Source organism: Pseudoalteromonas sp. H71 (genome assembly GCF_001468485.1).
Classification (GTDB): domain Bacteria; phylum Pseudomonadota; class Gammaproteobacteria; order Enterobacterales; family Alteromonadaceae; genus Pseudoalteromonas.
Genome location: NZ_LODI01000024.1, coordinates 101,001 through 113,537, shown reverse-complemented (window position 1 = coordinate 113,537; position 12,537 = coordinate 101,001). Strand labels below are relative to the sequence as shown.

The following is a 12,537-nucleotide window of genomic DNA, read 5'->3' as shown; positions in this document are numbered from 1 at the left end:
TCCGAATTGATTCGCTTATAACAGCCCTGAAGTCTTCACTTATTGGCATAAATTGATTTGCTGGCAAGCGATTAAATGTATTTATCTCCGAGTCTTTAATGTATGTAGACATAGACTGGTTTACGTTGACTAATACAGCATCTATTTGTTCTTGTATTTGAAGAGCAGATATTTCCTCTTGCTCGTCATAGTATTTAATATGATAGGTAGTCCCCATGGTTTTACCTTCTAAATAGGTTTCCTTTGGAACCGATTCTGCGCATCCAGATAACAGTAAAGTCAGCGTAATAATAAATAAGGCGATTATGCCCTGGGGAGTATTTACTTTGTTCATAACAACCCTACTTAATAGGTTAAAAATTAATAAATAATAATAAAAAAGCCTCGTAACACACAGTGCTACGAGGCTGATATTTTAACCAAAACTAATCTGTTTTGATATGCGTGTTAGCCACCGAAATCATCTAATAAGATATTTTCGTCTTCAACACCTAAATCTTTAAGCATATTGATAACTGCCGCGTTCATCATTGGAGGACCACACATGTAGAACTCACAATCTTCCGGCGCTTCGTGCTCTTTAAGATAGTTCTCAAATAACACGTTATGGATAAAGCCAGTATAGCCTTCCCAGTTATCTTCAGGTTGTGGATCTGAAAGCGCTGTGTGCCAAACGAAGTTATCGTTTTCAGCAGCTAGGCCGTCAAAATCTTCAACGTAGAACATTTCACGCTTAGAACGCGCACCATACCAAAAACTCATCTTACGCTTAGAATTTAAACGTTTAAGTTGGTCAAAGATATGTGAACGCATTGGTGCCATACCTGCACCACCACCTACAAACACCATTTCAGCGTCAGTTTCTTTAGCGAAGAACTCACCAAATGGACCTGAAATAGTAACTTTATCACCTTCTTTAAGTGACCAAATGTACGATGACATTTTACCACAAGGTAGGCTTAGGTTTCTTGGCGGCGGCGTAGCAATACGCACGTTAAGCATGATGATGCCTTCTTCTTCTGGGTAGTTAGCCATTGAGTAAGCACGAATTGTTTCTTCGTCTACTTTTGACTCCAGGTCAAAGAAACCAAAATGATTCCAGTCGCCACGATACTCTTCAGGAACATCGAAATCTGCGTATTTAACATGGTGAGCTGGTGCTTCTATTTGGATGTAACCACCCGCACGGAAAGGCACTGATTCGCCATCTGGAATTTGTAGCTTCAGTTCTTTAATGAACGTTGCTTTGTTATCGTTAGAGATAACTTCACAATCCCATTTTTTAACACCGAAAATTGACTCTTCAAGTTCAATTTCCATGTCATTTTTAACATTTACCTGACACGCTAAACGACAACCTTCGCGGGCTTCACCTTTAGAAATGTGATCAAGTTCAGTTGGTAGAATATCGCCGCCACCTTCTTTTATGTGAACACGACACTGGCCACAAGAGCCACCGCCACCACAAGCAGAAGATACGAAAATACCCGACTCAGATAGTGCACCTAATAGCTTACTACCTGCTGATGTTTTAATGACTTTATCTGCATCGCCATTAATACCGATGATGATATCACCGCTTGCAACTAGTTTAGACTTAGCACCAATGATGATTAAAACTAGTATTACAACGATAGCGATAAAAACACCAACGCCTAAGAAAATATCCATGATTGACCTCGCTATTATTACAGTGAAATACCAGAGAATGACATAAAGCCAAGACCCATTAAGCCAACAGTGATAAAGGTAATACCTAAACCACGTAAACCATCTGGTACGTCTGAATACTTCATTTTCTCACGGATACCTGCAAGTAATGTAATTGCAAGCGCCCAGCCCACACCAGCGCCAATACCATATACAACAGACTCGCCGAAGTTATAGTTACGCTCAACCATGAAAGCTACCGCACCAAAGATTGCACAGTTAACTGTGATCAATGGTAAGAAAATACCTAATGCGTTGTATAGTGGCGGGAAGAACTTATCTAATGCCATTTCAAGAATTTGCACTAGTGCTGCAATAACACCAATGAAAGTTAAGAAACGTAAAAAGCTAAGATCTGCTTCTGGGTAACCAAGCCACTCAAGTGAACCTGGTGCTAATACCGCATGGTAAACCAAGTTGTTAACTGGTACAGAAATACCTAAAACAACAATAACCGCTACACCTAGGCCAATTGATGTAGTTACTTTTTTAGACACGGCTAAGAAAGTACACATACCTAGGAAGAACGCTAAAGCTAAGTTTTCAATAAAAACGGCTTTTACAAATAAACTAATATAATGTTCCACTTATCGCCCCTTACGCTTTAGCTTCTACTTGGTCTTTCTTATAAGTACGAAGTACCCAAATGAATAAACCAATGATGAAGAATGCACTCGGTGGTAAGATCAATAGACCCATAGGTTGGTACCAACCACCATTTTGTACTAATGGAATAATATCAACACCGAATAGTGAACCCTTACCAAATAGCTCACGAATGAAACCAACAGTAAGAAGTACTACAGAGTAACCTAATCCGTTACCAATACCATCAAGGAAAGACATTAATGGTGGCGACTTCATCGCATAAGCTTCAGCACGACCCATCACGATACAGTTAGTAATAATTAGACCAACAAATACAGACAGCTCTTTTGCCGTAGCGTAAGAGAAAGCCTGCAGTACTTGGTCAACTACGATTACTAATGACGCAATAATTGTCATTTGTACGATAATACGTACTGACGATGGGATGTGGTTACGAATAGTCGAGATAAAAAGGCTTGAAAACGCGGTTACCAATGTCAAAGCTATTGACATGATTAATGCATTTTTTAAACTAGACGTTACAGCCAGCGCAGAACAAATACCGAGTACTTGAAGTGCAATTGGGTTGTTAGCGAAAACTGGCCCAAACAGGACCGCCTTCATTTCTTTAGTATCAGCCATTATTTCAATGCTCCATTACGTACTTTAGCAAGGAAAGGGCCAAAGCCGTTTTCGCCGGTCCAAAAATCAACCGCGTGATCAACACCGTTAGATGTTAATGTAGCACCTGAAAGACCATCGATTTTATGCTCATCACCGCCCGCAGTTCCTTTAACGATCTGGATTGGTAACTCTTTACCTTCCCACGTTGCAGTCCACTGTGGGTTTTGAATTTCACCACCTAAACCAGGTGTTTCATTATGCTTGTAGAAGATGATGTCCTTAATTGTTTCGCCATCGCTTTCAAGCGAGATAAAACCGTACATCAAACCCCATAAACCATAACCCTGGATAGGAAGGATAATTGCATCAGTAGAGCCATCGTCTTTTTTAGAGATATAAACAGGCGCACGTTTGGTAATACGTTGAATACCAGCGATGTCCTTAATACCATTCTCTTTTAAAGATTTGCTTAGCTCTGCATCATATTTACTTTTTTCAAAGTCAAAGTCTTCTACAGGGTCTGCAAAATCACCGCTTTGCATATCTATAAAGCGTGTTTCGATTTTAGCTTCAAACGTTTCAGCAACGTTATCAACTTTGCTAATGCCTGCAGCAGCTAAAATATTGCTTTGAATATCTTTTGCCTTATTTGCTTTTTGCAAAGGACGAAGTTGTACAGATGTTAGCGATACAATGACTGCACACACCAAACATAATGAGACAACAACAGCTAGCGTTTTGCCAATTGATTCGTTATTACTAGACATTACGTGCCAACCTCCGCTTGATATTAGCTTGCACTACAAAGTGATCGAATAATGGTGCAAACAAGTTAGCAAACAAGATTGCCAGCATGATGCCTTCAGGGTATGCAGGGTTAACAACACGGATCATGATAACCATAAAGCCAATAAGCGCGCCGTATGCCAATTTACCTTTATCAGTAAATGCAGCAGATACAGGGTCTGTAGCCATAAAGAACATACCAAATGCAAAACCACCTAGCACCATGTGCCAGTACCAAGGCATAGCAAACATTGCGTTAGTTTCTGAGCCAATTGTATTTAGTATTGATGAAGTGATCACCATACCTAGGAATACACCTAGTACAATACGCCACGAAGCTATACGAACGTAGATTAAGAACAAACCACCAATAAGCACAGCAAGCGTTGACGTTTCACCCATAGAACCTTGGATAAAGCCGTAGAACGCATTCCACCACATTTGCATGTTAGCGTAACCTAAGTCACCACCTAACGTACCTGCAAATGCTTGACCTAGCATAGTTGCACCAGAGAATGAATCTACTGCTGTCCATACGGTGTCACCTGAAATTTGCGCTGGGTATGCGAAGAATAAAAACGCACGACCTGCAAGTGCAGGGTTTAAGAAGTTACGACCAGTACCACCAAATATTTCTTTTGCGATTACAACACCGAAAGTAATACCTAGTGCAACTTGCCATAAAGGAATTGTTGCAGGCAAAATTAGTGCAAATAGCACTGATGTTACGAAGAAACCTTCATTTACTTCATGCTTACGCACAGAAGCAAACAACACTTCCCAAAAACCACCAACAACAAACGTTGTTGCATAGATAGGTAGGAAGAAACAGGCTCCGTAGAACATTTTTGCGCCCCAACCGGCATCAGCAGTTAAATCACCGCCTAGTAGCTGGAATAAACCTACTTGCCAAATGTTAGCTAGTTCAAAGCCATTACCAAGTGCCATAGCCGCTTGATGACCAATATTGAACATACCAAAAAACATGGCAGGGAACGTCGCCATCCACACTAAAATCATCATACGTTTTAGGTCGATGTTATCGCGAACGTGAGTTGAGCCTTTATTTACATAACCCGGAGTGTAAAAAATAGTCGCTGCTGCTTCATACAGTGCGTACCATTTTTCGTGTTTTCCACCTGGTTCAAAATGCGGCTCGATATCTTCTAAGAAAGTTTTTAAACCCATTTTAGCCTTCCTTCTCGATCGTAGTTAAGCAATCGCGTAGGGCTGCGCCGTACTCGTATTTGCCAGGACAAACGAAGGTGCATAACGCTAAATCTTCTTCATCTAATTCAAGCGCACCTAATGAAATTGCACTGTCTAAATCACGAGACAGTAAGTCACGTAATAATAGTGTTGGCAAAATATCTAGTGGCATAACACGCTCATAACTTCCAAGTGGAACCATGGCACGTTTTGAACCACCCGTAGACGTTGTCATTTTAAATAAACGACTCGGTGTAAGGTGAGACAAGAATGTACGCGTTACAGAGAATTTATCACTACCTGGTGCAATCCAGCCAAACAATTCCTTTTCGCGACCTTCAAGTAAAACAGATACTTGAACATGGTAACGACCTAAGAATGCATGAACACCAGACGACGTAGCACCGGCAAGTACAGAACCAGAAATAACACGGTTATCACCGTCTTCTAATTCACCTGCCACTAAGTCATCTAATGAAGCACCTAATTGTGTTTTCACTAAACGTGGATTTTTAACGCGCGGACCTGCAAGAGAAACAACACGATCTGTGTAAATTTCACCAGTAAGGAAAAGGTGACCATACGCAATAACGTCTTGGTAACCGATATGCCAAACTTGCTTGCTAGCAGATACAGGGTCAAGGTTGTGAATATGAGTGCCTACAAGGCCAGCCGGATGCACACCACCAAACTCATGTACTTCTACTTGAGCAATAGATGAGCTAGGAATTTGGCTACCAGCTTGCTTACAAACAAATACTTTTCCGTCGGTCAAACGCGATACAACAGCTAAACCCGCTTCAAACGCTTGCGCATTTTCAGCAATAATCACTGCAGGATCTGCAGCAAGAGGGTTAGTGTCTATAGCGGTTACAAATATAGAGCTAGGATTTGAATCCACAGCCGCTACTTTGCTGAATGGGCGAGCACGTAGAGCTGTCCATTGACCTGACTGAATTAGTACTTCTTTGGCTTTTTCACGGTCTAAGCTTGTAAGCTCAGCCTCAGAGAAAGAGTCAAAGGTGATTTGCTCACTGCCGTTTACTTCAATAACAACAGATTGCAGCACACGTTTAGCACCACGATTTATTTCTTTTACAACACCAGAAGCTGGTGCGGTAAATAGGACGCCTGGGTTCTTTTTATCTTCAAAAAGTACCTGGCCTTTTTTAACTTGGTCATCCATACGAATATGCATGGTTGGACGCATACCTATAAACTCTTCACCTAGCACGGCTACTCTTTTGACGGGTGAACCGTCGTGAATAACTTGCTGAGGTGCGCCATCTAATGGTAAATCCAGACCTTTTTTTATGTTGATCATACGCACTTGCACTACATTAACGGAAAGAAACTGAAAAATCGTACCAACCACGTCGCCATTTAAGCTACCCCAAGTTATTTCAATGTATAAAAGAAAAACTCGCTTTGGTTATTAAACAGGCAACGCGGTAAAAACTCTTCACATATTGCCTTAATTTTAACACCATTGTGGGTGACTATGCGAGTGTATTTATGAAAATTATACGACTGAAACGCTTATTTGGTTTTGTTAGCTAGATTTAATAAAATTTAAGTTAGACCAAAGTGGTAGCTTAAGCAAAGAATGAGGTTTTTTGATTGAAAAAAGTCGCATGATGCGACTTTTAAATTAGGGTATGATGACTTTATAGGATTAAAGCTTGCTGAATCTTAAGGCGGTACCTGTTTAGCAATAATACTTATTTATGGGCAATTACCACAAAACATCTGCTCTGCATTACCGAAATGCCAAACTGGTTACTCAACATTTTACCAAGAAAGACAACAAGCCCTGACTATTCAATTAATTGACTAATCAATCAGATTTGCAATTGTTTGAACTGGCTCTACGTCTTGCTCGTAATCAACTGACTCAATGCCAAAACCAAATAAGCGTAAAAATTCATTATGGTAACCAGCGTAATCTGTCAGTTCATCAATCGTGATGGTATCTACTTTATCCCATACAGCTTGGATACGTGCTTGAACATCGTCTTCAAGTTCTTTGTAGTTTTGAAATAAGTGTCCGCCATCATCAAAACGCGGCGTTTCACCGTACAGGTTTTCGGTAAATAAGCCATGAATTTGCTCAATGGTGCCTTCGTATGTTCCGTCCGCTTTCATAACTTTAAATAAAGCAGAAATATACAATGGCATAATTGGTATAGCAGAACTTGCTTGTGTTACAACCGCATTAAGTGACGAAACATACGCTTGACCGTTTAACGCTTTAGTTGATTCTTTAATCGCAGCCGTTGCGCGGTCTAAGTCTTCTTTTGCTTTGCCAATAGTCGCGTGCCCGTAAATTGGCCACGTTAACTCTTTACCGATGTAAGTATAAGCAGTCGTTTTAAAGTTATCAGCAAGTACGTCGGCTTCTTTTAAAGCGTCAATCCACATTTCCCAATCTTCACCACCCATTACTTTAATCGTGTTATCGATATCGTCTTGTGTGGCAGCTTCTACAGTAATTTCGTCAATTTCACGCTTTGACGTATTTAGATTTTTTGTTGTAACTGCATTGCCAATTGGCTTTAACGTTGAAGAGTAAACTTCACCAGTATTTGGATCGGTACGACGAGGCGACGCTAAGCTATAAATAACCAGATCAACCTTGCCTAAATCTGCTTTAATTGTATCAATTGTTTTTTGTTTTATTTCGTTTGAAAACGCATCACCGTTGATATTTTTAGACCACAAACTGGCTTCGTCTGCTGCATTTTGAAAAGCAGCTGTATTATACCAACCCGCCGATCCTGTTTTACGCTCGGTGCCTTCTTTTTCAAAGAAGATACCCAATGTTTTAGCACCGCCACCAAATGCTGCCGTAATACGCGATGCCAAGCCGTAGCCTGTAGATGCACCAATAACTAACACATTTTTTGGCGCATTTTTTAATGCGCCTTGTTGTTTTACATAGTTAATTTGCTCTTGCACATGTTCACTACAACCTACTGGGTGAGCGTTTGTACAAATAAATCCACGAATTTTTGGCTTAATGACCATTGATGATCCTATATCTTTACTAAAAAATTAGCGCTAGTTTAAAGGCTAATACTTAAAACACTGATCTGATCAGTTAAATACCGGGGTAAATAGCTGTCAAACCTCAATTAATCAATCTAATTTAGACCCACCTAAACAGTTTGGCGACGCAGGTACTTCACTATCATGCTCAGCGTATTCATCAGGAGTGTAAGTATGAATAGCCAATGCATGTATGTCATTTGCAAGTTCATCTTTTAAAATTTCATTAATTTGACGATGACGTTGCAGAAGGCGCTTACCTAAAAACTCTTCGCTGACCACTATAACTTTAAAATGTGAGTCAGTACCCTTGCTATGCATATGACTTTCGTTAATTACGTTTAAATGCTTACACGCTATAGCATTGCTGATTTTTTCTTGGATTTGTTGCTGCATTGACATATCAAACCATTATTTATAGCTAATTTATGAACTTATCATAGCAAGCTGCCCTGCCCGTTGGCTAACTAAATTACTCAACTAACCTTGTTTTATATACCTAAAGGTTAAACTTATGCGTGGATGAGCTAAGGTTGTTTGCTTTAAAATAGCATGCTGAAAATCTCGCTGACTATTGCCACTCATAACCAAACAACTACCACTGTGTAATTTTAGATCCGTTATTTTATTACTGGCCTTATCTTTAAGCTTTAATACTCGCTCTGCCCCAAGTGATATGCACACAATTGTGGGTTGCTGACCCAACTCTATCTCATCATCACTGTGCCACCCCATGGTGTCGTTGCCATCACGATAATAATTAACTAACAACGAATTAAAAGGCTGGTTTAAATGTGCCTCTAATCGTTTTCGCATTGCCATTAATATACTTGGCCAAGGTTCAGTTATTAACTTACTATTTGAATAGCCGTATTCAATTTCATGGTCGCTAATAAAACATTGTAGTCGTGGGATCGGCCTTGTTTTAGAGTAAACAGTGACTTCTGGCTGCTGCCAGTTAAGGTTTTTTTGTAGATAGTAAAATAAATCGAGGCTTTTTTGCGCGCTAAGCGCCTTTGTTTGATAAGAAAAGCCATTTGGTAACTGTTGGGGGTTGGCGTTTTGCCGTTGCATGTTAGAATTTACCTACATTAGTTTACTGATACAAAACCACTATGACGACCCAAGCCCAGCTAGGCGATAAAACTTTTACTCTTGAACGCTTCCCTTTGGATCAAAAAAACCGCAGCTTACAAGCGTGGGATTCGGGCGATGAGTACCTTATCAATTATGTTAACGAACATCATCCTGATTGTCGCTCATTGCTTATTTTAAACGATAGCTTTGGTGCCCTTGCCTGTAGTTTTAATCAGTTAACGGTTTGTTCAGTTAACGACTCTTATATTAGCCATCAAGCGGCGGCGTATAACCTACAAGAAAACAAGCTATCTACAACTCAATTTACGCAATTGGATAGCTTATCAGCGTTACCGGAGGATATTGATTTAGTATTAATAAAAATACCTCGTAATGTTGGCTTTTTACAATTTCAACTAAGTGAGTTAAGCGAAGTGCTTGCACCAGGCACACCGGTTATTGCTGCAGGTAAAACTAAAGATATTCATAACTCGACAATTAAGGCTTTTGAACAGTTTATTGGTGAAACTAAAACAAGCTTAGCTGTGAAAAAGTCACGTCTTATATTGAGCAGTGCAAAAGGCGGTTATAAAGCCGCTGATTATCCTGTTTCGTGGCAACTTGAAGGCACCGAGTTTACCATTACAAATCATGCAAATGTGTTTTCGCGTGATTCATTAGATATTGGTGCTCGATTCTTTTTTAACTACTTGCCGCAAACACCAAAAGCTAAGCACATTGTTGATTTGGGTTGTGGTAATGGCGTGGTAGGTGTTATGACCTTGGCACGCTGCCCTAAAGCCTCAGTAACGTTTGTTGATGAGTCATACATGGCGGTTGAGTCTGCACGACTTAACGTAGAGCAAAACATGGCAGAACGATTTGATGATTGCGAATTTATCGAAAATGACTGCCTAACCGGCTTTGAAAAAAACAGTGTAGATATGGTGCTATGTAATCCCCCTTTTCACCAAGCACAAGCGGTTACCGATCACATTGCTTGGCAAATGTTTAAACAAGCTAAGGACACATTAAAAGAAGGCGGAGAGCTACGTATTATTGGTAATCGCCATCTTGACTATCATGACAAGTTAAACCGTATGTTTGGTAACTGTAAGCTATTAGGTTCAAACAAAAAGTTTGTGGTTTTAAGTTCAACTAAAAATAGTGGGGTGTTGTAACAATGACAATAATAAACCGTATATTTGGCTGTGCTGCATTTTTTATTTTAGCAGGCTGTGCAAACCAACCTAGCCAAGTAATACTTAACCCAGTTTACCAAAATGGCCAAGTAAGCACTATAAATAGCAGCCTGAGCACGAGTGTTATTGATGTACGTGGCAATACATCGACCCTCACTCTAGTTGACTCGGACAAAACAAAAACATTTGCCAGCCAAGGTATTACTGAGTCAATTAAAAGTGCTCTTGACAGTGCTCTTAGCCGCAATGGTGCAAGTATTTCAAATTTAGCAACTACTCGATTTGAGCTAGATATAAATGCCTTACAAGCAGTGGTTACTGAAACCTTAGTAAGCCATAAAAGTGAAGCTAAAATTGAACTGAGTGTTCGTGTAGTTCGTGCTACAAGTAATTTTACTAAACAGTATAGCGGTAATGCAGCGCTAGAAGGCCCGCTTGGACATGACAGAGCAAAAATAGAAGGTCAACTCAATAAGTTGACTGAACAAATGATAACCCGCATTGTGTCTGACCCTGAATTAATACAGTTTTTAGAAGGTTAACCATGAAACGATTTTTTATACTTTGTTTAGCCCTGTGTTTGAGCGCCGCAAGTCTAGCAGCTCAAGAGGGCAGATTTGTACAAAAAGACAATATGTTTCCACGTGTTGAAATAGTAACATCGCTAGGCAGCATTATTGTTGAGCTAGACCGTTCTCGGGCCCCTATTACAGTCAATAACTTTTTAACTTATATTTCAGATAAAAGTTATCAGGGTAGTATTTTTCATCGCGTGGAACGCGACGAAGAAAACGAGCGCGACTTTGTTATTCAAGGTGGTGGATATGACAAAGACATGGAAGGTTTACATCAAAATGACCCTATTTTTAATGAAAGCGGGAACGGCCTAAAGAATGATATGTACAGCATTGCCATGGCATACCAAGACAGACAACCGCACTCAGGTACTCGCCAGTTTTTCTTTAACATGGATAACAATGACCATTTAAACCCAGGAAGAGATTGGGGGTTTGCGGTATTTGGAACTGTAATGGAAGGATACGAAACCCTAGATAAAATTATGGCTGTTAAAACAGTTTATAATGAAAAAATTGGTTATGACTTTGTACCAGAAACACCGGTGGTTATTTTAAATATTAAAATGATTGAACCAACACCATTATAATTAATGAGGTGCAGTAAAGCTGCGCCCACTCGCCAATGAAGGCCCTATGAGCAATACTCTCTCTTTCAGCGAATACTTTTCGTATTTTAAAGATAAACGTTTAATTAATGTGTTTATTTTCGGTATTAGCAGTGGTTTTCCGTGGGTATTGATTGGCTCTGTAATGTCGGCATGGCTAAAAGATGAAGGTCTGAGCCGAAGCATGATTGGCTTATTTGGTATTGTATTTGGCGCTTACAGCATCAACTTTCTGTGGTCGCCCTTAATCGACCGTACAAAGCTGCCTATTTTATATAAGTGGCTAGGCCAACGCCGTAGCTGGATTCTTTTTTGCCAAAGCTTTATATTTATTGGTGTATTATTACTCGCAGGGCTTGATTTAAAAGAAAATTTAGCATTAGTAGCTGCAATTTGCTTACTAATAGCGGTAGCCTCTGCAACACAAGACATTGCAATAGACGCCTTTAGAATAGACACACTAAGTGAGAATGAATCTCACAAAGCCACAGCAGCAGCGGCAATGGCCACCTCCGGGTGGTGGACTGGATACGCGTTACTAGGCGCAATTCCATTTTATCTGGCGGATATTCCCTCGCTCGATTGGCCGCAAATTTATTACTTTTTAGCCGCAGTAATGCTGCTACTCATGAGTGGAGCTCTATTTGCCAAAGAGCCGGCCTCTAACCGAGAAGCCGTTCACGAAGAACTAGAGCGTATATATATCGCAAAACTTGCCACTATTAATAAAACCCCAATTAATAAAGTAGTTGCCTGGTTGGTGGTCACTGTTATTGATCCTTTTAGAACTTTTTTTGCAAAAAACGGCGTTAAAACGGCACTCGCATTACTTGCTTTTATATTTTTATTTAAAATTGGTGAGGCCTTTTTAGGAAGAATGTCGATTGTTTTTTATAAAGAAATTGGCTTCAGTAACAGTGATATTGCAACCTTTTCAAAAGTAGGCACCGCAGTACTTACCATTGCCTTTACCTTTGTAGGCAGCTTGTTTAACCAAAAGTATGGCATTGTAAAAGGGTTGTTTGTTAGTGGTGTAGCCATGGCAGCTTCTAATTTAGCATTCTCTGCTATTGCATTAGTAGGTCCTAACTTAGGTTTATATGCTTTTGC

14 protein-coding genes are annotated in these 12,537 nt (G+C 40.0%); 4 read left to right on the top strand and 10 right to left on the bottom strand.

What is annotated here, in order from left to right; all coding sequences use genetic code 11:
- The 10 genes from ATS71_RS19065 to ATS71_RS11725 form a co-directional block, all read right to left on the bottom strand.
- On the bottom strand, positions 1–334 hold a 334-nt coding region (locus ATS71_RS19065), incomplete at its 3' end, for an FAD:protein FMN transferase (protein WP_442960124.1).
- A 113-nt stretch (positions 335–447) separates the two neighbouring features.
- Entirely contained in the window at positions 448–1,671 is a 1,224-nt protein-coding gene (nqrF, locus tag ATS71_RS11765; RefSeq protein WP_058404996.1) for an NADH:ubiquinone reductase (Na(+)-transporting) subunit F, read from the bottom strand.
- 17 nt (positions 1,672–1,688) lie between these two features.
- Positions 1,689–2,297 (bottom strand): NADH:ubiquinone reductase (Na(+)-transporting) subunit E, encoded by a 609-nt coding sequence (gene nqrE, locus ATS71_RS11760; protein WP_006791490.1) that lies wholly within the window; start codon positions 2,295–2,297, stop codon positions 1,689–1,691.
- Positions 2,298–2,307: 10 nt separating this feature from the next.
- Positions 2,308–2,940 (bottom strand): NADH:ubiquinone reductase (Na(+)-transporting) subunit D, encoded by a 633-nt coding sequence (locus tag ATS71_RS11755; protein ID WP_006791491.1) that lies wholly within the window; start codon positions 2,938–2,940, stop codon positions 2,308–2,310.
- A complete protein-coding gene (locus tag ATS71_RS11750; protein ID WP_010556997.1) occupies positions 2,940–3,689 on the bottom strand; it encodes a Na(+)-translocating NADH-quinone reductase subunit C in 750 nt (249 codons plus the stop codon). The genes ATS71_RS11755 and ATS71_RS11750 overlap by 1 nt, the downstream gene beginning before the upstream one ends.
- A complete protein-coding gene (locus ATS71_RS11745; RefSeq protein ID WP_006791493.1) occupies positions 3,682–4,896 on the bottom strand; it encodes an NADH:ubiquinone reductase (Na(+)-transporting) subunit B in 1,215 nt (404 codons plus the stop codon). The genes ATS71_RS11750 and ATS71_RS11745 overlap by 8 nt, the downstream gene beginning before the upstream one ends.
- A 1-nt stretch (position 4,897) precedes the next feature.
- Positions 4,898–6,241 carry a Na(+)-translocating NADH-quinone reductase subunit A gene (locus ATS71_RS11740; RefSeq protein WP_058404995.1) on the bottom strand — a complete coding sequence of 448 codons (1,344 nt, stop codon included), beginning with the start codon at positions 6,239–6,241 and terminating at the stop codon, positions 4,898–4,900.
- A gap of 509 nt (positions 6,242–6,750) precedes the next feature.
- Positions 6,751–7,944 (bottom strand): enoyl-ACP reductase FabV, encoded by a 1,194-nt coding sequence (gene fabV, locus ATS71_RS11735; protein WP_058404994.1) that lies wholly within the window; start codon positions 7,942–7,944, stop codon positions 6,751–6,753.
- Between the two features lie 111 nt (positions 7,945–8,055).
- Complete coding sequence (locus ATS71_RS11730) at positions 8,056–8,367, bottom strand: BolA family protein (RefSeq protein WP_058404993.1); 312 nt, start codon at positions 8,365–8,367, stop codon at positions 8,056–8,058.
- A 78-nt stretch (positions 8,368–8,445) separates the two neighbouring features.
- Positions 8,446–9,039, bottom strand: coding sequence for an alpha-ketoglutarate-dependent dioxygenase AlkB family protein (locus tag ATS71_RS11725; protein ID WP_058404992.1), 594 nt, complete (start codon positions 9,037–9,039; stop codon positions 8,446–8,448).
- 41 nt (positions 9,040–9,080) lie between these two features.
- On the opposite strand from ATS71_RS11725, the gene ATS71_RS11720 reads away from it, so the two are divergent.
- From ATS71_RS11720 to ATS71_RS11705, 4 genes are all read left to right on the top strand, one after another.
- Complete coding sequence (locus tag ATS71_RS11720) at positions 9,081–10,223, top strand: methyltransferase (protein WP_058404991.1); 1,143 nt, start codon at positions 9,081–9,083, stop codon at positions 10,221–10,223.
- Between the two features lie 2 nt (positions 10,224–10,225).
- The gene (locus ATS71_RS11715) at positions 10,226–10,786 is read left to right on the top strand and encodes a YajG family lipoprotein (RefSeq protein ID WP_058404990.1); all 561 of its coding nucleotides are present in this window, start codon (positions 10,226–10,228) and stop codon (positions 10,784–10,786) included.
- Positions 10,787–10,788: 2 nt separating this feature from the next.
- Positions 10,789–11,409, top strand: a complete 621-nt coding sequence (locus ATS71_RS11710; RefSeq protein ID WP_058404989.1) for a peptidylprolyl isomerase — start codon at positions 10,789–10,791, stop codon at positions 11,407–11,409.
- 46 nt (positions 11,410–11,455) lie between these two features.
- The coding region (locus ATS71_RS11705; RefSeq protein WP_235591475.1) for an MFS transporter at positions 11,456–12,537 on the top strand (1,082 nt) is incomplete at its 3' end.